The sequence below is a fragment of the Pseudonocardia kunmingensis genome (assembly GCF_006716445.1).
In the GTDB taxonomy this organism is placed as follows: domain Bacteria; phylum Actinomycetota; class Actinomycetes; order Mycobacteriales; family Pseudonocardiaceae; genus Pseudonocardia; species Pseudonocardia kunmingensis.
On sequence record NZ_VFPA01000001.1, the window covers coordinates 3,148,640 to 3,168,065 of the forward strand.

23 protein-coding genes are annotated in these 19,426 nt (G+C 74.3%); 17 read left to right on the plus strand and 6 right to left on the minus strand.

What is annotated here, in order from left to right; translation table 11 throughout:
- The first annotated feature begins 23 nt into the window (after positions 1–23).
- A complete protein-coding gene (gene pheA / locus FB558_RS15040; RefSeq protein WP_142053143.1) occupies positions 24–968 on the plus strand; it encodes a prephenate dehydratase in 945 nt (314 codons plus the stop codon).
- On the plus strand, positions 965–1,600 hold the full coding sequence (locus FB558_RS15045) for a histidine phosphatase family protein (RefSeq protein ID WP_142053144.1): 636 nt from the start codon (positions 965–967) through the stop codon (positions 1,598–1,600). The genes pheA and FB558_RS15045 overlap by 4 nt, the downstream gene beginning before the upstream one ends.
- Positions 1,601–1,608: 8 nt before the next feature.
- Here FB558_RS15045 and FB558_RS15050 read toward each other — a convergent pair whose 3' ends face one another.
- Positions 1,609–1,953 (minus strand): metallopeptidase family protein, encoded by a 345-nt coding sequence (locus tag FB558_RS15050; RefSeq protein WP_142053146.1) that lies wholly within the window; start codon positions 1,951–1,953, stop codon positions 1,609–1,611.
- Between the two features lie 52 nt (positions 1,954–2,005).
- Positions 2,006–3,421, minus strand: coding sequence for a septum formation family protein (locus tag FB558_RS15055; protein WP_142053148.1), 1,416 nt, complete (start codon positions 3,419–3,421; stop codon positions 2,006–2,008).
- A 270-nt stretch (positions 3,422–3,691) separates the two neighbouring features.
- Between FB558_RS15055 and FB558_RS15060 the strand changes: the two genes are divergently transcribed.
- Positions 3,692–4,138 carry a DUF350 domain-containing protein gene (locus FB558_RS15060; protein WP_246106444.1) on the plus strand — a complete coding sequence of 149 codons (447 nt, stop codon included), beginning with the start codon at positions 3,692–3,694 and terminating at the stop codon, positions 4,136–4,138.
- Between the two features lie 82 nt (positions 4,139–4,220).
- Here FB558_RS15060 and FB558_RS15065 read toward each other — a convergent pair whose 3' ends face one another.
- On the minus strand, positions 4,221–4,865 hold the full coding sequence (locus tag FB558_RS15065; protein WP_142053152.1) for an endonuclease: 645 nt from the start codon (positions 4,863–4,865) through the stop codon (positions 4,221–4,223).
- A 62-nt stretch (positions 4,866–4,927) separates the two neighbouring features.
- Here FB558_RS15065 and FB558_RS45190 point away from each other — a divergent pair, with 62 nt between their 5' ends.
- From FB558_RS45190 to rfbB, 8 genes are all read left to right on the plus strand, one after another.
- Positions 4,928–5,188: a type II toxin-antitoxin system Phd/YefM family antitoxin gene (locus FB558_RS45190; protein WP_142053154.1), complete on the plus strand. Its 261-nt coding sequence runs from the start codon at positions 4,928–4,930 to the stop codon at positions 5,186–5,188.
- 5 nt (positions 5,189–5,193) lie between these two features.
- Entirely contained in the window at positions 5,194–5,577 is a 384-nt protein-coding gene (locus FB558_RS15075; protein ID WP_142053156.1) for a type II toxin-antitoxin system VapC family toxin, read from the plus strand.
- A gap of 43 nt (positions 5,578–5,620) precedes the next feature.
- Positions 5,621–6,661 carry a DNA polymerase III subunit beta family protein gene (locus FB558_RS15080; RefSeq protein WP_211366414.1) on the plus strand — a complete coding sequence of 347 codons (1,041 nt, stop codon included), beginning with the start codon at positions 5,621–5,623 and terminating at the stop codon, positions 6,659–6,661.
- 130 nt (positions 6,662–6,791) lie between these two features.
- On the plus strand, positions 6,792–7,595 hold the full coding sequence (locus tag FB558_RS15085) for an HAD family hydrolase (RefSeq protein ID WP_142053159.1): 804 nt from the start codon (positions 6,792–6,794) through the stop codon (positions 7,593–7,595).
- Positions 7,596–7,763: 168 nt separating this feature from the next.
- Positions 7,764–8,303, plus strand: a complete 540-nt coding sequence (locus FB558_RS15090; RefSeq protein ID WP_425468024.1) for a phosphatase PAP2 family protein — start codon at positions 7,764–7,766, stop codon at positions 8,301–8,303.
- Complete coding sequence (locus FB558_RS15095; RefSeq protein ID WP_142053161.1) at positions 8,300–9,220, plus strand: decaprenyl-phosphate phosphoribosyltransferase; 921 nt, start codon at positions 8,300–8,302, stop codon at positions 9,218–9,220. Before FB558_RS15090 ends, FB558_RS15095 begins: the two co-directional genes overlap by 4 nt.
- A gap of 2 nt (positions 9,221–9,222) precedes the next feature.
- Entirely contained in the window at positions 9,223–10,110 is an 888-nt protein-coding gene (rfbA, locus tag FB558_RS15100; RefSeq protein WP_142053163.1) for a glucose-1-phosphate thymidylyltransferase RfbA, read from the plus strand.
- A 10-nt stretch (positions 10,111–10,120) separates the two neighbouring features.
- On the plus strand, positions 10,121–11,098 hold the full coding sequence (gene rfbB / locus FB558_RS15105; RefSeq protein WP_142053165.1) for a dTDP-glucose 4,6-dehydratase: 978 nt from the start codon (positions 10,121–10,123) through the stop codon (positions 11,096–11,098).
- Here rfbB and rfbD read toward each other — a convergent pair.
- Genes rfbD through FB558_RS15120 form a run of 3 tightly spaced genes read right to left on the minus strand, consistent with a single transcriptional unit; the run spans position 11,082 to position 13,434 of the window.
- Positions 11,082–11,924 carry a dTDP-4-dehydrorhamnose reductase gene (rfbD, locus tag FB558_RS15110; protein ID WP_211366418.1) on the minus strand — a complete coding sequence of 281 codons (843 nt, stop codon included), beginning with the start codon at positions 11,922–11,924 and terminating at the stop codon, positions 11,082–11,084. The genes rfbB and rfbD overlap by 17 nt on opposite strands.
- Before the next feature lie 2 nt (positions 11,925–11,926).
- Complete coding sequence (locus FB558_RS15115; RefSeq protein WP_142053167.1) at positions 11,927–12,478, minus strand: dTDP-4-dehydrorhamnose 3,5-epimerase family protein; 552 nt, start codon at positions 12,476–12,478, stop codon at positions 11,927–11,929.
- Positions 12,475–13,434, minus strand: coding sequence for an NAD-dependent epimerase/dehydratase family protein (locus FB558_RS15120; protein ID WP_142053169.1), 960 nt, complete (start codon positions 13,432–13,434; stop codon positions 12,475–12,477). The genes FB558_RS15115 and FB558_RS15120 overlap by 4 nt, the downstream gene beginning before the upstream one ends.
- A gap of 286 nt (positions 13,435–13,720) precedes the next feature.
- Here FB558_RS15120 and FB558_RS15125 point away from each other — a divergent pair, with 286 nt between their 5' ends.
- Genes FB558_RS15125 through FB558_RS15150 form a run of 6 tightly spaced genes read left to right on the plus strand, consistent with a single transcriptional unit; the run spans position 13,721 to position 19,423 of the window.
- Complete coding sequence (locus FB558_RS15125; protein WP_142053171.1) at positions 13,721–14,326, plus strand: class I SAM-dependent methyltransferase; 606 nt, start codon at positions 13,721–13,723, stop codon at positions 14,324–14,326.
- 20 nt (positions 14,327–14,346) lie between these two features.
- A complete protein-coding gene (locus FB558_RS15130) occupies positions 14,347–15,639 on the plus strand; it encodes a lipopolysaccharide biosynthesis protein (RefSeq protein WP_142053173.1) in 1,293 nt (430 codons plus the stop codon).
- Between the two features lie 54 nt (positions 15,640–15,693).
- Positions 15,694–16,395 (plus strand): glycosyltransferase family 2 protein, encoded by a 702-nt coding sequence (locus FB558_RS15135; protein ID WP_246106445.1) that lies wholly within the window; start codon positions 15,694–15,696, stop codon positions 16,393–16,395.
- Positions 16,396–16,401: 6 nt separating this feature from the next.
- On the plus strand, positions 16,402–16,824 hold the full coding sequence (locus FB558_RS15140; protein WP_211366420.1) for a DUF2304 domain-containing protein: 423 nt from the start codon (positions 16,402–16,404) through the stop codon (positions 16,822–16,824).
- The gene (locus FB558_RS15145) at positions 16,821–17,741 is read left to right on the plus strand and encodes a glycosyltransferase family 2 protein (RefSeq protein WP_246106446.1); all 921 of its coding nucleotides are present in this window, start codon (positions 16,821–16,823) and stop codon (positions 17,739–17,741) included. Before FB558_RS15140 ends, FB558_RS15145 begins: the two co-directional genes overlap by 4 nt.
- Entirely contained in the window at positions 17,738–19,423 is a 1,686-nt protein-coding gene (locus FB558_RS15150; RefSeq protein WP_142053177.1) for a hypothetical protein, read from the plus strand. Before FB558_RS15145 ends, FB558_RS15150 begins: the two co-directional genes overlap by 4 nt.
- Positions 19,424–19,426 lie beyond the last annotated feature (3 nt).

Consider the following 19,426-nt stretch of genomic DNA (forward strand, 5'->3'; position numbering starts at 1 on the left):
CCGCCCACAGTAGGGTCACCGGCGTGTCCCGCCTCGCGTTCCTCGGGCCGCGCGCCACGTTCACCGAGCAGGCGTTGCGGTCGATGCCCGGGACCGCCGGAGCGGAGCTCGTGCCCTGCGCGGGTTCCCCCGCCGTGCTGGCCGCCGTCCGCGACGGCACGGCCGAGGCCGGCTGCGTCCCGATCGAGAACTCGGTGGAAGGCGCCGTGCCCGCAGTGCTCGACGGCCTCATCGCGGACCCGCCGCTGGTGATCGTGCGCGAGGCGCTGCTGCCGGTGCGGTTCGCCGTGCTGGTGCGGGCCGGCACCACCACGGCGGACGTGCGCACGGTCGCATCGCACCCGCACGCGATCGCCCAGACGCGGGGCTTCATCGCGGCGCACCTCCCCGACGCCACGGTCGTGTCCTCCACGTCCACGGCGGAGGCTGCCGCGCAGGTCGCGCGCGGCGAGTTCGACGCGGCCGTCTCGGCGCCGCTGGCCGCCGAACAGCACGGCCTGGAGGTCCTGGTCGACGACATCGCCGACAACGCGGGCGCGGTCACCCGCTTCGCGCTCGTGGCCCGGCCCGGCCCGCCGCCGGAGCCCACCGGTCGCGACCGCACCTCGCTCGCCGCCACCACCCAGAACCGCCCCGGCGCACTGCTGGGCCTGCTCACCGAGCTCGCCGTGCGCGGCATCGACCTCACGCGGATCGAGTCCCGGCCGATCAAGGACCGACACGCCGAGTACTGGTTCCACCTCGACTGCACGGGCCACGTCGCCGAGCCGGCGATGGGAGAGGCCCTCGCGGCGCTGTACCGGCGCTGCGACCGCGTCCGCTTCCTCGGGTCCTACCCGCGCGCGGGCAACGGCGCGTCGCATCCGGGTCCGGAGGTCCCGCCGTTGCCCATCGGCGGTTCGGACGCGGCGCAGTTCGCGGCGTCGCAGGAGTGGCTCGCCGGGCTGCGGGCCGGGAGCACCGCATGACGGGCGGCCCTCGTCTGGTGATGGTGCGGCACGGGCAGACGGAGGCGAACGCCCGGCACGTCCTCGACACCCGCCCGCCGGGCGCCCCGTTGAACGAGCTCGGCCTGGCCCAGGCCGCGGCGCTCGGCGACCGGCTGGCCGGGTTCCCGGTCACGGCCGTGCACGCCTCGGTGGCCACGCGGGCGCGACAGACGGCGGAACCGGTCGCCGCCGCCCACGGGCTCGAGGTCGGGGTCGTCGAGGGCGTGCACGAGGTGTTCTGCGGCGAGCTCGAGGGCCGGTCCGGTGAGGACGCCCTGGAGCGGTTCCTGGCCGTCTACGAGGCCTGGTGGACCGGTGACCTCGACGCCCGGCTCCCCGGCGGCGAGTCGGCGCACGACGTCCGGGAGCGGTTCCTGCCCGCGGTCGACGCGATCCTCGACGGCGCGACCGGCGACGTCGTGCTCGCCAGCCACGGCGCGGCGATCCGCCTCGCGGCCGCCGCGCTGCTCGGCGACACGGCGGAGACGCTGTACGTCCCCAACACCGGGCTCGTCGTCCTGCGCCCCGACGGCGCCGGCTGGGCACTGGAGCACTGGGACAGCGCGGTGCCGCAGCCCGGTGACGTGACCGCGGGCGGCACGCCGGCCTGAGCCGGGCGTCAGCCCCAGCCGAGCTCGTGCAGGGTCTCCTCGTCGATGCCGAAGTGGTGGGCGACCTCGTGCACCACGGTGACCGCCACCTCCTGCACGACGTCGTCCTCGTCCGCGCAGATGTCGAGGATGGCGTCCTGGTAGATCGTGATGCGGTCCGGCAGCACCCCGCCGTAGGACGAGGAGCGTTCGGTGAGCGCCACGCCCTCGTAGAGGCCCAGCAGGTCGGGCTCGGTCTCGTGGCGGTCGGCCACGAGCACCACGACGTTGTCCATCGCCGCGGTGAGCTCGGGCGGGATCGTGTCGAGCGCGTCGGAGACGAGCTCCTCGAACCGCCGTCGCGTCATGTCCATCAGCGTGCCCGGACGGGCTCCGCCGCGGTGTCCCCGGTCGCGGCGGTTCGGGTCACGGGGTCTCGGGCGAGGCGGGCAGCAGCGTGGGCTCGGCGGAGGGCTCGGGCTCCGAGGTGGGCGCAGGCGTGGTCGTCGGCGCGCCGGTCGGGGTCGTGTCCTCGTCGTCGGCGGGCGGGGGGTCCTCCGCGTCCGGCTCCGTGGTGGGCGCCGGGGGCTCCTCCGCGGGCGGGCCGTCCGTGGGCGGGACCGGCGTGGAGTCGGACGGCGCCGGGACGCCGGGCTCCGGGGTGTTCGACGCCGGCGGGGCGGGCGTGTCGCCCACGACCACGTCGCCGCGCACCGGGCCGGTGACGGGCGCGAACCCGCTGCGGTCGGGCAGCAGCGCGGCGAGGTTGCAGTTCACCTTGCGGGTGCCGGCGTTCCAGGACTCCTCCGTGAGGTTGTCCCAGTAGACGGTGAGCTCCTTCTGCGCGATCACCTCGGCGCCGCCCGCGTACTCGTTGGCGACGTCCACGCAGGCCGACTGCAGGTAGGCGTCCTGGTCACCGACCGCGGGGAAGCCCTCGGAGAACTTCTCCGACAGGTCCACGATGCCCACGGTCTCGACCGCGTGCACCCCGCTGCAGTCGACCGGGTCGCCGATGGTGCGGCCGTCGATGGCCAGGCACGTGCCCGGCTCGTGCACGGAGGCCTGGTCGCTCTCGGCGACCTTCCCCGCGAGCGGGTAGAGCGCACCGGACCGCGACGCGCTCTGCAACCCGCACCGCAGCTGGCGGTCGCCCTCGGCCCACTTCGCGGGCGACGGCTTGAGCGCGCCGATGCGGTAGCGGCCGTCGGGGTCGAACTGGCCGCCCAGGTAGTCCTTGACCACCGGCTCGCACCGCTCGTTGACGAGCTGCCGCCACTGCCGGTCGTCGGGCAGCGTGGCCTGGTCGGTGAGCGTGACGGAACCGGCCTGCTCGAACAGGTGCGGCTGGCTGCAGTCGACGACCGCGGTGTCGGCCGCGTCCGGCCGGCTCCACATGAGGCACGTTCCCGGTGTGGCCGGCGGGGCGGGGACCTCCCGGACCTCCGGCTCGTCGATCGCCGCGGGCAGCGCCGCGAACGACCCGAGCACCGGGACGGTGGCGCCTGCGAACGAGTCGAGCGTGGCGACGCCGAGCATCGTCAGCGACCCCACGAGGACCCCGAGCACCATGCGCCGGACCAGCCGCGGCTCCGGCGCGCGCGGGGCCGGCGGCGGGGGGCTGGTCGGGGCCGTCGGGACCGGGACGCTGTGGCGTCCGGTACGCGCTGCGGGGCCGAAAGCGGCCGCGCGTGCGGCGTCGAGCCGGGGGCCGTGGGCGCCGGCTCGGGCAGCGGCCGGGACGACGACGGTCTGCGCGTCCCCTGCGCTCCGCGGGGCGTTGCCGCGCGGGCCGGGCCTGCCGGGTGCGGTGAGGGTTCGGTCCATGTCGGGCGTCATCATGCCGTTACCTCCGGTCACGTCCAGAGGCGCGGTCGGGATCGCGCGACCATCGGTCGTCGGCGTGCTGCGAACGTCAACGCGCGCCGGTCGACCGGAGGCTGCACAGCGGTTCGGCGCGCGGGAAGGACCTGTGAGCGGCCGGGGGGCACGGACGGGTGGTGTGCCCGCCGGGCCGGGGGACCCGCGCCGGTCGGCCGCCGCGCCGCGCGGTCCGGGCCGCTACGGTCCGCGATGGACTCCCCGCACCCCGAGCCAGCCCTGGAGGTTGTCGTGACGGCCCAGATCAGCCCGGGCTTCCTCGGGGTGCTCGGCACCGGGATCGGCGCGATCCTGCTCTACGCGGTGGCCGGGGTGCTGCTGATGCTGCTCGGCTTCTACGCCGTGGACGTGACGACGCCGGGCAAGCTGAACCGGATGGTCCGCGCCGGGCTGCCGGGCGCCGTCCTGGTCACCGCGGCCGGCATGGTGAGCATGGCGTTCATCGTCGTCGTCGCGGTCTACCGCTCGACAGGGGGCCTGCTCGAGGGTCTGCTGGGGGCGCTGGTCTTCGGCCTGGTCGGGATCCTGGCGCAGGTGGGCGGTGTGCGGCTGCTGGAGTGGGTCACGGGGATCGACATCGGCGCCGTGCTGGCCGCCGAGCGGCTGCAGCCCCAGGCGTTCGTGGTGGCGGCCGCGCACGTCGCCCTCGGCCTCGTGGTGGCCGTCGCCATCCTCTGACCCGCGAGTCCCCCGCCCCGACAGCGCGAGTCTCCCGTTCGAGCAGCGCGAGTCTCCCGTCCTGACAGGGCGAGTCTCCCGTTCAGGCCGTGCCGCGCACCTCGTCGGCCAACGAGCGGTCCAGCGCCACGCGCACGAGCGCCGCGGCCACCGGTGCGAGTGCCGGTCCCGGCGCGAGGCGGGCCAGCTCCCGCGCGTCGGCCGGCAGCCCGACGCGCCGGGCGCCGTCGAGCGCCTTCCGGTCGATCGCGGGCCGCAACGATGGCCACACGTCCTGGACCTCCCGGCAGAAGATGTCCGCCCCCACCGGCCCCAGCCGTGGGAAGGCGGTGAGGGCCTCGCGGACCCGGGTGGCGTCGCCCTCGGCCCGGTCGCGCAGGCGCCGCAGGTCGTCGCCGTACTCGCGGTGCAGCAGGTCGGCGCCCTCGCCGAGCGCGGTGGCGGTGCTCTCGTCGTAGCGCTTGTAGCTCGCGCGTCCCAGTGGGTCGACCCGGTCCTGCCAGGACGCGGCCCGCATCTTCGCCGGCGTCCCCATCCCCGCGTCGGCGAGCGCGCGAGCGGCGTCCACGGCGATGTCGGCTCTGATCCGCGTCGAGAGCAGCACCGACAGCACCAGCAGGCGGTAGAGCGGCGCGGGCGTGTCCTTCAGCCCGATCCCGGCCTGCTCGGCGTAGGTCGTGCCGGCGCGGTCGAGCAGGGCGCGCAGGATCTTCCGGTCGTCGGCCATGGCCCGGGCGTACCCGCTCGCGCTTGACCTACGCTGGCCTACGCAACTGCTACGCTCGGAGCATGTCCTTGGTTCCCTCGCGTGAGCTCCGCAACGACACAGCCGGCGTCCTGAGGCGTGTCGAAGCCGGCGAGCGTGTGACGGTCACGGTCAACGGGAGGCCGGTGGCCGAGCTCGTCCCGGTCCAGCGGGCCCGCCGGACGTGGATCGGCCGGGAGGCACTCGTGGCCCGCCTGCGCCGGGCCCAGGCCGATCCGGGGCTCCGGGAGGACCTCGCCCGGCTCGCGGGTGACACGACCGACGATCTTGGGCCGATCCGGTGAAGGGTTTGCTCGACACGAGCGTGTTCATCGCCGCGGAGAGCGGTCGGCCGCTCGACGAGTCGCGGATCCCGGAGGAGTCCGCGGTGTCGGTCGTCACCGTCGCCGAGTTGCAGGCCGGGGTGCTCGCCGCGTCCGACGTCGACGTCCGCGCCCGGCGCCTGCTCACCCTCGACGCCCTCGGCGACATCGAGCTGATCGACGTGGACGAGTCCGCGGCGCGGACGTGGGCGCGAATGCGCGTGCACCTCGCGGAGAGCGGCCGGCGGGTGAGCGTCAACGATCTCTGGATCGCGGCGGTCGCCGCATCCCGGGGGCTGCCCGTCGTCACGCAGGACGAGGACTTCGCTCCGCTGGAGGGAGTCGCCGGCCTGGAGGTCATCCGGGTCTGAGGAGTTGACTCTCGACCATGTCGAGGCACGAGGGTCGCTGACCGTGGAGAGCTTGCGGACGATCGGGCGGCTGGCCCGGGAGAGCGGGCTGTCGGTCAGCGCGCTGCGGTTCTACGACGGCGCCGGGGTGCTGGTCCCGGTGAGCGTCGACCCGGGCAGCGGATACCGCTACTACGCACCCGACCAGGTCGTGGCCGCCCGCCTCGTCGCCTCGCTGCGGCGGGTGGGGATGCCGCTGACGCGGATCCGGGAGGTGCTGGAGCGCCGGCACGACCCGGCCGCCGTCGACGCCGTGCTCGACCGGCACCTGCACCGCCTGGAGCAGGGCCTGGCCGACGCCCGCCACGAGCTCTCCCGCGTCCGGTCCCTGATCACGCTGGAGGAACCCGTGCCCCCGACCACCGTCACCGTCCGCGGCCCCGAGCTGGCCGACGCCCTGCGCGCCGTCCGGTTCGCCGTGGGTTCCGACCCCGGGTTCCCGGCGCTGACCGGCGTGCTGTTCGACGTGACGACCGGCGCCGTCACCCGGGTGGCCACCGACCGCTACCGGCTGGCGATCGCCGACGTCGACGTCCGCGACCTGGACGGGCCCGCGGTGGCCGCGGTCGTCCCCGCGGCGTTCGCCGACCGCATCCCCACCACCGGGGAGGTCGCGATCACGATCGACGCCGGGGACGTCACCGTGCGCGCCGAGGGCCGGACGCTCGAGGGCGCCGTGATCCCGGAGGCGTTCCCGGACCACCGGCGGCTGCTGCCCGCGCACGACCGCCCGGTCCCGGTGGACGCCGCGCTGCGGGCGGCGGTGGCGGGCGCGCCGACGCGCACCGTGCGCCGCGAGCAGGACGGCGCCGACTGCGCGGTCGCGGTCCTCGTCCCGACCGCCGGCGGGGTCGCGGTCAGCGGCGACGGCGACGGCGACGGGATCGGGGTGGACCGGGCGTTCCTGCTGGAGGCGTTCGACGCGGGCGGCGAGGGGCAGCTGACGCTCTCGCTCGACGGCCCGGTCGCCCCGCTGGTGATCCGATCGCCGCGGTCGGTGTCACTGCTGATGCCGGTGCGACTCCCGGAAACGGGTTTCGCATGACGAACGGCACTTTCGTCGGTACCTAGCCGACGAAGGTGCCGTTCGTCCGGGTGGGAGCCGGGGCAGCCGGGCGCCGTGCCGTGCGTCTCGTCGGCCCGTCCTCGGCCGCCCGCCTCCGTACCCTGGGTGCGTGCAGGCCCCTCACCTCGTGGCGACCGATGTCGACGGCACGCTGCTCGACCCGGACGACCGGGTCTCCCCGCGTGCCGCGGCCGTGATCGAGCGGCTCGTGGCGTCCGGCGTGGGGTTCGTGCTCGTCACCGGGCGCCCGCCGCGCTGGATCCCGCCGATCGTGGCGCAGGTGGGCGTCGCGCGGCTCGCGGTGTGCGCGAACGGCGGCGTGCTCTACGACGCCCTCGAGGACCGCGTGCTGTGGGCGCGCGTGCTGGAGCCGGACGCGCTCGCCCTGCTCGCCGCGGCCGCGGACGAGACGCTGCCCGGCTGCGGCCTCGCGGTCGAGCGGGTGGGCAGGGCGGAGGACGGCGCGCCGTTCGTGGCGGAGCCGGGGTACCGGCACGCCTGGGTCGACGGTGACGACGTGACGGTGGACCGGGCCGAGCTGCTGAGCCGGCCTGCCGTGAAGCTGCTGGTGCGTGAGCCGCGGCTGTCCAGCGATGCGATGGTCGCCGCGCTCACCCCGGTGATCGGTGACGCCGCGGACCTCACGTTCTCGCACCCGCGTGGGCTGGTCGAGATCTCCTCACCCGGCGTCACGAAGGCCACGGGCCTCGCCGAGGTGGCCCAGCGCCACGGGGTGGAGGCGGCCGACGTCATCGCCTTCGGGGACATGCCCAACGACCTGGAGATGCTGCGGTGGGTCGGGCACGGCGTGGCGATGGGCAACGCCCACCCGGCCCTGCTGGAGGTGGCCGACGAGGTCACCGCGGGCAACGGCGAGGACGGGCTGGCCCTCGTCCTGGAGCGTTGGTTCTGATCCCCCGGTCGACACGGCGCCGACCACGCCCGGCTACTCCCAGTGACCGGGCGTAGCATCGAGCGACAGCGCACGACCGTTCGCCGTGGGCGGGTGGTCGTGCGGGCTCCTGCCCGTCGTACTGGAGGCCTCCGCGTGGCCGAACTCCTCGACCGCCCCGCCACCCCGATCTTCGAGCCGGACGGCACCGTCGACGTGCCGCCCGCGGCCGCCGAGGTGCGGGTGCTGGCGGCGGTGCAGGGAGCGCTCGCGAGGCCACCGGTCGTCCGCGTGGCGCGCGGCATGTCGCTGTTCGGCGAGCACGCCGCCGGCTGGCTGGCGATGGGCGCGGTCGGCGCGCTGGTCGATCGCAGGCGCCGCCGCGACTGGATCACCGCCACCGCCGCCGTGGCCCTCGCCCACGGGGCGTCGGTCGGCGTCAAGCGCGTGGTGCGCAGGTCGCGGCCGGACGACCCGCGGGTGCAGGTACTGGTCGGCACGCCGAGCCGGCTGAGCTTCCCGTCCGCGCACGCCACGTCCACCACCGCGGCCGCCGTGCTGTTCGGCGCCCTGCTGCGCAAGCCGCTCGTGGCCGCGCTGGTGCCGCCCATGGCGGTCTCGCGGATGGTGCTCGGCGTGCACTACCCCACCGACGTCCTCGCGGGCTCCGCGCTCGGCGCCGCCGTCGCGATCACCGCGCGCCGGGTCGCCCGGAAGGGAAACCGATGACCAGCACCGACGTCCCGACGGAGCACGCCGTGCCGCACCGCACGCCGGTGACCGTCGCCCGCGGCGTGCTCAAGACGATGCGCCCGCGGCAGTGGGTGAAGAACGTCCTCGTGCTGGCCGCGCCGTTCGCCGGCGGCGACCTGTTCCGCGAGGGCATCGCGGTGTCGCTCGCGGTGGCGTTCGTGGCGTTCTCGCTGGCCGCGTCGGGCATCTACCTCGTCAACGACGCCAACGACGTGGCCGCGGACCGTGCGCACCCCACCAAGCGCAACCGGCCGATCGCCGCCGGGATCGTCTCGCCGCGGCTGGCGATGGCCGTGGCGGTGGTGCTGCTCGCCGGGTCGCTCGCGCTGGGCCTGCTCGTGCGCATCGACCTGGTGATCGTCCTCGCCGTGTACATCGCGGTGCAGCTGGCCTACTGCTTCTGGCTCAAGCACCAGGCGGTGCTCGACATCTGCATCGTCGCCTCCGGCTTCCTGCTCCGGGCGATCGCGGGCGGTGCGGCCACGGGCATCGTGCTCTCGCAGTGGTTCCTGCTGGTCGCCGGCTTCGGCTCGCTGTTCATGGTGGCGGGCAAGCGGTACGCGGAGATGATGCTCGCGGAGCGCACCGGCGCGAAGATCCGCAAGTCGCTGGAGAGCTACTCGGCGTCCTACCTGCGGTTCGTGTGGGCGCTGTCGGCCACCGTGCTGATCACCACGTACTCGCTGTGGGCCTTCGACATCGGCGTCGAGCGGCACAACACGGTGTGGTCGGTGATCTCGATCGTCCCGTTCGTGATCGCCGTGCTGCGCTACTCGGTGGACGTCGACTCGGGCAACGGCGGCGAGCCCGAGGAGATCGCGCTCGGCGACCGCGTCCTGCAGGTGCTGGCGGTGCTCTGGGTGGGCACCCTGGTGCTCGCGGTCTACTCCTGAGGATGAAGGGCATCATCCTGGCCGGGGGCTCGGGCACCCGGCTGCACCCGATCACGCGCGCGGTGTCGAAGCAGCTGATGCCGGTCTACGACAAGCCGATGATCTACTACCCGCTGTCGGTGCTGATGCTGGCCGGGATCCGGGACGTCCTGGTGATCTCCACACCGCAGGACCTCCCCGCGTTCCGCAGGCTCCTCGACGACGGCGCCGAGATCGGGATGCGCATCTCCTACGCCGAGCAGGCGGCGCCGAACGGGCTGGCGGAGGCGTTCGTGATCGGGGCCGAGCACGTCGGCTCCGACCCGGCCGCGCTGGTGCTCGGCGACAACATCTTCCACGGGCAGGGCTTCTCCGGGCTGCTGCAGCGGGCGATCGCCGACGTCACGGCGGGCGAGACGGGCTGCATCCTGTTCGGCTACCCGGTGCGTGACCCGCAGCGCTACGGCGTGGCCGAGGCCGACGCCGACGGGCGGCTGCTGTCGATCGAGGAGAAGCCGGAGCACCCACGCTCGAACCGCGCGGTGACCGGGCTCTACTTCTACGACAACGACGTTGTGGAGATCGCCGCCGGGCTCTCGCCGTCGGCGCGCGGCGAGCTGGAGATCACCGACGTCAACCGCGCCTACCTCGAGCGCGGCAGTGCCCGGCTGGTGGACCTGGGCCGGGGTTTCGCCTGGCTGGACACCGGCACCCACGAGTCGCTGCTGGAGGCGGGCGAGTACGTGCGGGTGCTGGAGAATCGCCAGGGTGTGCGGATCGCCTGCATCGAGGAGATCGCGATGCGGATGGGCTTCATCGACCCGGCGGCCTGCTACGCGCTGGGCGAGCGGCAGGCCAAGTCGGGCTACGGCGAGTACGTGATGGACGTGGCGAAGTCGTTCGCCGGCTGAGGAGGTTCGCGTGCAGGTCCTGGTGACGGGAGGAGCCGGTTTCATCGGCTCGCACTACGTGCGGTCGCTCCTGGGCGGCGCCTACCCGGCGTACGCCGACGCCGACGTCGTGGTGCTGGACCTGCTCACCTACGCGGGCACGCGCACCAATCTCGCGCCCGTCGCCGACGACCCGCGGCTGCGGTTCGTCCAGGGCGACATCCGCGACGCCGACGCCGTCGCGCGGGTCATGTCCGGCACCGACGTCGTGGTGCACTTCGCCGCCGAGTCGCACGTGGACCGCTCGATCGCCGGGGCCGCCGACTTCGTCTCCACCAACGTCGTCGGCACGCAGGTGCTGCTGCAGGCGGCGTTGCAGAGCGGCGTCTCGCGGTTCGTGCACGTGTCCACCGACGAGGTGTACGGCTCGATCGACGAGGGTGCCTGGCCGGAGACGCACCCGCTGGAGCCCAACTCGCCCTACTCGGCGTCGAAGGCGGGCTCGGACCTGCTGGTGCGGTCCTTCCACCGCACGCACGGCCTGCCGGTCTGCATCACCCGCTGCTCGAACAACTACGGGCCGCACCAGTTCCCGGAGAAGGTCATCCCGCTGTTCGTCACGAACCTGCTGGACGGGAAGAAGGTGCCGCTCTACGGCGACGGCCTGAACGTGCGCGACTGGCTGCACGTCGACGACCACTGCCGCGGCATCCAGCTGGTGGCCGAGAAGGGCCGCGACGGCGAGGTCTACAACATCGGCGGTGGCACCGAGTTCACCAACAAGGAGCTGACGCTGCGGCTGATCGAGGCCGTGGGCGCCGACGAGTCGATGATCGAGCCGGTGGCCGACCGCCTGGGCCACGACCGCCGCTACAGCGTGGACTGGTCGAAGATCGCCGACGAGCTCGGCTACGCGCCGCGGGTGCCGTTCGCACAGGGGCTCGCCGCCACCGTGCGCTGGTACCGCGACCACCGCTCGTGGTGGGAGCCCCTCAAGGGTGGGAGCTGACGTACTCGGCGAGCCGTTCGCGCCAGTCCGGCAGCTCCACGCCCACCGCGGACGCGCGGGACAGGTCCAGCACGCTGTTGAGCGGGCGGGGCGCGGCCTGCGGCTTGCCGGCGAAGTACTCCGCCGTGGTCGTGTCGGTGACGCGCAGGTCGGAGCGGCCGGCCAGCGCGAACGTGGCGCGCGCGACCTCCGCCCACGACGCCGGCTCGCCGCCGCCCGTCACGTGGTAGGTGCCGTAGGGCGCCCCGTCCGCGACGAGGTGCACGATCGCGGCCGCGAGGTCGGTGGCGAACGTGGGGCGCCCGACCTGGTCGGCCACCACCGTCGGCTCGACGCCCTTCGCGGCCAGGCCCAGCATCGTGCGCACGAAGTTGCGGCCTTCGCCGACCACCCAGGTCGGTCGCACCAGGTAGTACCGCTCGAGGGACTGCACGGCGAGGTCGCCCGCGGCCTTGGACGCGCCGTAGGCCGACAGCGGGGCCACCGGCGCGTCCTCCCGGTACGGCTGCGCCGCGCGGCCGTCGAACACGTACTCGGTGGACAGGTGCACGAGCGTGGCGCCGCCGCGCCGGCACAGCGCGGCGAGCGCGGCGGGACCGGCGGCGTTGGCGCGCCATGCCGCGGCGCGGCCCTCGTCGGTCTCGGCGGCGTCCACGTCGGTGAACGCGCCCGCGTTCACGACCGTGTCGTATGCGGGCCAGTCGATGGCGGCGTTCGCCGCGTCGGCGATGTCGAGCTCAGCGTGCCCGAGCGCCGTGACGCCGGGCAGCGCCGCCACCAGCGCGCGCCCGACCTGCCCGCCGGCGCCGAGTACGAGCACGCGCACGGTCACACCTCCATGGGGGCGACGCTCGCCAGCGGCGGGTGCCCGCGGTCCTTGTCCGAGCGGATGGCCGCGTCCTCGCCGATCGGCCAGTCGATGCCCAGGCCGGGGTCGTAGGCCTGGATCAGCGTGTAGCGGGCGTCCGGGGACCAGTGCTCGTTCACCAGGTACGAGTAGACGACGTCCGGGGTGAGGGTCTGGTAGGAGTTGCCGCACCCGCGGGGCACGTACAGCGCGTTGCCCGGGTGCAGCTCGACCGTCTCCACCCGCCCGAACGTCTCCCCGGCCCGCAGGTCGACGATCGCGGCGAACGCCCGCCCGTGGGCCAGCGAGATGAACTTGTCCCACGGCTCGGCGTGGATGCCGCGGGTGACGCCCACCTCGGCGTTGAACGAGACGTTGCTCTGCACGATCTCGAACGGCGGGAAGCCCTGCGCCTCGAGCTTCGCGCGCTGGAAGCTCTCCTTGAACCAGCCGCGGCCGTCCTCGTGGACGACGAGGTCGACGTGCAGCAGCCCCGGGATGGAGGTCTGCCGCACCTGGAGCGTGTCGGTCATGCCGTCGTCTCCCGGGGGAGGGTGCGCACCCAGTCGAGGGTGGCGCGCAGCCCGGCGGTCAGGTCGGTGGGGGCGGGCAGCCCGAGCTCCGTGCGGGCGCGGGAGACGTCGAGGCAGCTGCGCAGCACCTCGCCGGCGCGCGCGGGCCGGAACTCGGGGGCGAACGCGGCGGGGTCCACCCCCGCCGCGGCCGCGACGGCCGCGGTGAGGGCGAGCACGTCGACCTCGGTGCCGGTGCCGACGTTGTAGGCGTCGTGCGGCAGGTCGGCGGCCGCGGCGGCGGCCCGGTTCGCCGCGACGATGTCGCCCACGAACACGTAGTCGCGGGTCTGGCGGCCGTCCCCGAACACCGTGGGCCGGCCGCCCTCCAACACCTTGTCGCAGAAGATCGCGATCACGCCGGCGTCGCCGCGCGGGTCCTGGCGCGGGCCGTACACGTTGCCGTAGCGCAGCGTCACGACGTCGAGCCCCTGGCTGCGCCGGAACCAGCTGCCGTAGCGCTCCACGGTGTGCTTGCCCAGCCCGTAGGGCGACAGCGGGTCGGTGGCCACGGTCTCCGGGGTGGGCACGACGTCGGTCTCGCCGTAGATCGCTCCTCCGGTGGAGGTGTTCACCACGCGCCGCACCCCCGCCGCGAGCGCCGCGGAGAAGACGTTCACCGAGCCGAGCACGTTGATCGAGGTGTCGGTGCCCGGGTCGGCCATCGACCTGCGCACGTCGATCTGCGCGGCCAGGTGGAACAGCAGGTCGGGCGCGAAGCCCGTGACGGCGCGGTGCACGCCCGCCGCGTCCCGGACGTCGACCTGCGCGAGCTCCGCCGACGGGGAGCCGGCGAGGTTGGCGGTCGAGCCGTGGCTGAGGTCGTCCAGGACGAGGACGTCGGCGCCGTCGGCGACCAGGGAGTCCACGAGGTGGGACCCGATGAAGCCGGCTCCACCGGTCACGACCGCACGCACGGCGGGGATGGTAGCTGCCGGGTCGGCGGCGACCGGCGCGCGGTGACGCGTGTCCGGACTACGCCCGGCCGCTCAGGTAGCGGTCCAGGGCCTCGCGCGCGATCGTCGGACGCCGGCCGCCCCTCGGCGCGGGCGAGCCCTGCATCGCTTCCCTCGCACACCGATCGTGGTGCCCGCACACCGACTGCAGTCGGTGTGTCAGCGCAGGAATCGGTGTGCGAGCCCGCGGTCGGCCGCGGTGGGGGTGGTTTCGCCCGCGGCGTCCCTCGCCCGTCACACTGCCTGTGTGACGGAACCAGAGGGACGCCCCGGCACCGACGCCCCCGACTACGCCGAACGCCTGAAGACGCTGGAGCAGGCCCGGTGGAAGCAGTGGCTGGACGTGCAGGCGCCGTACCGCTGGAACATCCGCCGCCTCGGCCTGGGCCGCACCCTCGACATCGGCTGCGGGCTGGGCCGCAACCTCGCCCACCTCGGCGGCGACGGCGTGGGCGTCGACCACAACGCCTCCTCGGTGGCGGTGGCCCGGGAACGCGGGCTCGAGGCCTACACCAGCGACGAGTTCCTCCAGGGCCCCCAGGCGCGGGAGGGTGCGTTCGACAGCCTGCTGGCCGCGCACGTCGTCGAGCACATGACGGAGGAGGACGCGGTCGGGCTGCTGCGCACCTACCTGCCGTTCGTGCGCAAGGGCGGCAAGGTCGTGCTGATCACGCCGCAGGAGAAGGGCTACACCACCGACGCCACGCACGTGCGCTTCTGCGGGTTCGCCGAGGTCGCGGCCCTGTGCGAGACCGTGGGCCTGACGGTGGCGCGGCAGTACTCGTTCCCGTTCCCGCGCCCGGCGGGCCGGGTCTTCCCGTACAACGAGTTCGTGACCCTCGCCCGGAATTGAGCGGCCGCTACCGTGGGCACGTGAAACCCGCAGGCCGTCTCGGCACCGCGGCGCACCTCGCCGCGGGGCTCGGGGTGCTCGGTGCGGCCGGCTACGCGTTCGTCGCCGTCGTCGGGCACGTGTTCGAGGGCCCGGTCGACGCGGGCGCGCTCAACGCGCTCGTCTCGCTGTACATGCTCGTGAACATCATCGGCCCCGGCATCTTCGCCGCGCTGGAGCAGGAGACGAGCCGCGCCGTCAGCGCCGCCGCCGCCCGCGGCGAGCCCCTGCGCCCGATCGCGCGCCGGGCCGGCGTGCTCGCGCTGTGGTCGTTCGGTGCGCTCGTCGCGGTCGTCCTCGTCGCGTGGCCGCTGGTACTCGGCCGGGTCCTCGAGTGGCGGGTGGGGCTGCTGCTGGCGCTGCTCGTCGCCATCGCCGGATCGGGCGGTGTGTACTGGGCGCGCGGGCTGCTCGGCGGGCAGCAGCGCTTCGGGCCCTACGCCCGCACGCTCTACGTCGAAGGCGCGGTCCGGCTGCTGCCGTGCCTGGTGCTGCTCGCGCTCGCGCTGGAGTGGCCGTCCGCGTACGGGTTCGCGTTCGCGGTGGGGTCGGCGATCGCGGCGCTGAGCGTGGTCGCGGCGCTGCGGCTCCCGCCGGCGCCCGAGGGGGCGAGCCCGCCCGACGGCATGGGCCGGTCGCTGCTCTACCTGGTGGGGGCCATCGCGCTCAGCCAGCTGCTGGCCAACCTCGCCCCGGTCGTCGTGACCTACCGCTCACCCGACGACCTGGTTGCCGCCGCCGTCTTCGCGTCCACGTTCGTGCTGGCGCGGGTGCCGCTGTTCCTGTTCGCGCCCGTGCAGGCGGTGCTGCTGCCGCACGTCACGCGGGCGGCAGCGCAGGGCGACCACGTGGAGCTGACGCACCGGCTCCGGCAGGCGCTCGCCCTGGTCACGGCCCTGGGGCTGCTCGGGGTGGGCGGTTGCGTGTGGCTCGGACCCTGGGCCGCCGAGGTCCTGTTCAACACCGCGTACCGCCCGTCGGTGACCACGCTCGGCATGCTCGGAGCGGCCACCCTGGTGATGATGCTCGCACTCGTCGTGCAGCCCACGCTGGTGGCGCTGAACCGCCAGCGCACGGTCACGACCGGGTGGATCGTGGGTGCGGTCGTGTTCCTGGTGGTACTGGTGGTGGGACCGGAGCCGATCCCGGCCGCGCTGCTCGCGCAGCTCGTCGGGCCACTGGTGGTGCTCGCGGTGCTCCTCGTCGGGGTCCTGCGGGCGCTGCGCGCGGTGCGGACGGGCGTGGGTGCGTCCTCCGCGACGGGGCGCCGGTAGGTTGGCGCGGCCATGTCCGGATCACCCGAAGCACGCCACGAGGAGGAGGACGGTGTGACCACCGCCGACAGCCGGCGCAACGACGACGTCTGGGTCGTGATCCCCGTCTTCAACGAGGCGCCGGTGCTGGAGTCGGTGATCCGGCAGGTCCTCGAGGTCTTCCCGAACGTCGTGTGCGTCGACGACGGCAGCGGCGACGGCTCCGCGGAGGTCGTGCTGCGCACCGGCGCGCACCTCGTGCGCCACCCGGTGAACCTCGGCCAGGGCGCCGCGCTGCAGACGGGCCTGTCCTACGCGCGGGTGCAGCCGGGCGCCCAGTACATCGTCACCTACGACGCCGACGGCCAGCACCGGCTCGAGGACGCCGCCGCGATGCTCGAGGTGGCCCGCTCCGGGCAGGCCGACGTGGTGCTCGGCACCCGCTTCGCCGACCACGCCGCGTCGGTGCCGCTGCTCAAGCGCATCGTGCTGCGCGTGGCGGTGATGCTCAGCCCGGCGGGCCGCAAGCTGCGGCTCACCGATGCGCACAACGGCCTGCGCGTGCTCACCCGGCCGGTGGCCGACCAGCTGCAGATCACCATGAACGGGATGGCGCACGCCTCGGAGATCGTCTCCTACCTCGGGCGCTCCCGGTGGCGGGTCCGCGAGATCCCGGTGTCGATCCGCTACACCGAGTACTCGCGCAGCAAGGGCCAGTCGCTGCTGAACGGCGTCAACATCCTCTTCGACCTGTCCGTCCGCCACCGGGGAGGCTGACCCGCCGTGCTCATCCAGTTCATCCTCGTCATCGCGGTCATGGTCATCCTGTACGTCTTCGTCCGCAGCGCAGGCGCGGTCTACGTGCAGGCGAGCAAGCGGATCGGGCTCGTGCTGTTCGCGGTCGCGAACGTCTACGCGGTGATGCGGCCGAACGACCTCTCGGTGATCGCGCACTTCCTCGGTGTGGGCCGCGGCACCGACCTCGTGCTCTACGCGCTGGTCGTGGCGTTCATGGCCGGCATGTTCAGCATGTACCAGCGCTTCCGCGTGGTCGACCGGCGCTACACCGAGCTGGCGCGCACCGTCGCCATCCGGGAGGCGGAGCTGATCAACCGTGAGCGTGGTCTGCACTCGGCCCAGGTCGTCAGCGTCGCCACCGGCGACGGCGACCGCGCGCCCGTCGCGCCCGAGGACGGCGGGCGGTGACGACCGGCGACGACGCCCCCGTCGGCACGGTCGAGGTCATGCTGCCGCACTACGGCCGGCTGGACCTGCTCCAGGAGACCGTGCGCAGCGTGCTCGCCCAGGACGACCCGCGGTGGCGGCTCACGGTGGTGGACGACTCCGGCGAGCTCGCCGACGACGCCGTCGAGGGCTGGTGCGCCGGGCTCGGCGACGAGCGGGTGCGCTACCACCGCAACCCCCGCAACCTGGGCATCAACCGCAACTTCCAGCAGTGCGTGGACCTGGTCGAACACGACCTCGCTGTGATCATCGGCAACGACGACCTGATGCTGCCGGGCTACGTGGGCGCGGTCCGGCGGGCGCACGCGGCGCACCCGGAGGTCGCGATCGTCCAGCCCGGGGTCGAGGTGGTCGACGAGAACGGCGCGCCGGCCCGCACGCTGGTGGACCTGAGCAAGCGTTGGGTCTACGCGCCGCGGGTGTCCGGGTCCACCGTGCTGGCGGGCGAGGAGCTCGCGGTGAGCCTGCTGCGGGGCAACTGGCTGTACTTCCCGTCGATCTGCTGGCGCTCCGAGCCGTTGCGCCGCACCGGCTTCCGCGAGGGCGTCGACGTGGTGCAGGACCTCGCGCTCGTGCTCGACCTCGTCCTCGACGGCGAGTCGCTGCTCGTGCAGCCCGAGGTCTGCTTCCGCTACCGGCGCCACCGGGCGTCGGTGTCGTCGGCCCACGCCGCGGACGGCAGGCGGTTCTCCGAGGAACGGAAGTTCTTCGTCGAGACCGCGGACCGGATGGCGGCCCGCGGCTGGCCGCGCGCGTCCCGCGCGGCCCGGCGGCACCTCTCCTCGCGCATCAACGCGCTGACGCGACTGCCGGCCGCCGCGCGCCGGGGCGGCGTCGGCGGGGTGCGCACGCTGGCCCGGCACGCCTTCGGCGCGTGATCCGCGCCGTGGCGCGCCCACCGGCTGCCGCCACCGACGCACCCGCGCCGTTGCGCCCGTGGCCCTGGGCGCTCGTCGCCGTGGCGGTGCCCACGGTCGCCGTCGGCGTCCACGCCCTGCTCTACGGCCGGTGGATCGTGGACGACGCGGCCATCACGTTCGCCTACGCCCGGTCGATCGCCACGGGTGAGGGGCCGGTCCTGCAGCCCGGTGCCGAGCCCGTCGAGGGGTACTCGAACCCGGCATGGCTCGCGGTGCTCGTGCTCGGCCGGTGGATCGGGCTGTTCGACCGCGGCGCGTGGTTCGGGGTGCCCGACCTCGTCGCCTTCCCGAAGCTGCTGGCGCTCGGGCTGGTCGCCGGCGTGTTCGCCTGCTGCTACGCGGCCGCGTCGGCGCTGACCCGCCGCCCGGTCCTGGTGACGGTCCTCGCCGGACTGGTCACGGCGGCGGTCCCGTCGTTCGTGATCTGGACGGTGTCCGGGCTGGAGAACGCGCTGCTCGCGTTCGCCGCGGCCGGGCTCGCGGCGGTGCTCGTGCGCGCGGTCGCCGCGGGCCGGCTGTACGCGCCATCGACGCCGGTGTGGTGCGGGCTGCTCGCCGCGCTGGCCGCGCTGACCCGCCCGGACGGCCTCGTGTACGTCGCGGCGTTCCCGCTCGTGGTGCTCCTCCTGCTGCGTCGCGCCGACCTCGCCCGGGCCGTGCGCTCCGTCGTGCTCGGCGTGCTCGTGTTCGCGGTGCCCGTCGGGGCGTACCTGGCCTGGCGGCTCGCGACCTTCGGCGAGTACCTGCCCAACACCGCGATCGCCAAGTCGCAGGGGCTGCCCGGGGTGGCCGCCGCCCTGCGGCCCGCCGAGCTGATCGGCTACGCGGGGTGGCCCGCGGCACTGCTGGCCGTGGCCGCCATCGGGGCCGTGGTGACGCGACCCGGGCACCGGGCCCTCGTGGCGCTGCTCGTACCGCTCGCGCTCGCGGTGCTGGCGTTCGGGGTGCTGGAGCCGGACTGGATGGGGCAGTTGCGATTCGCGACCCCCGTCTGGCCGTTGGCGGCGCTCGCGGGAATGACCGCCGCCGTCGTGGTGGCGCCGGTGCTGTCGATGCGCGCGCGAGTGGTCGGGGCGGTGCTCGCGGTCGGGGCCGCTCTCGTGTCCGGTCTCGCGCTCGTCGATTCCGCCCGTGCGTTCCGCGCCGCGCCGACCGCGCCGCTGTGCCTGGTCGCCCAGAACACCGGGAACGCGATCAACGCCTACGCCGATGTCGTCGATGTGCCCGACGCCGTTCTGCTTGCTCCCGACATCGGTGGTGCGGCGCTCGTGAGCGGCCTTCGCGTCGTCGACGTGGCGGGGCTCGCCGACCGCCGCATCGCCCGGTTCTGGGGGAACGGCGACATGGCCGGGTTGCGCGACCACGTCTTCGAGGACGTGCGTCCGACCTTCCTCACGCTCAACTCCGATTGGGCGCGGCTCACCGGACTGCTCGACGATCCCCGCCTGGCCGCCGACTACGTGGAGATCAGGACGAGCACGGCGGGCCTCACCGACCGGGTGCGCCGGGACGTGCTCGAGCCCGGTGACCTGGAGGCGCTGCGGGACCGCGCGAGCGCGGCAGCGGCTGCCGACGACGCCGCGCGCCGTTCGCCGCGGGCGTCCTGCGGGGACGTGCTCGTGCCACCGCCCGGCCGGTGACGG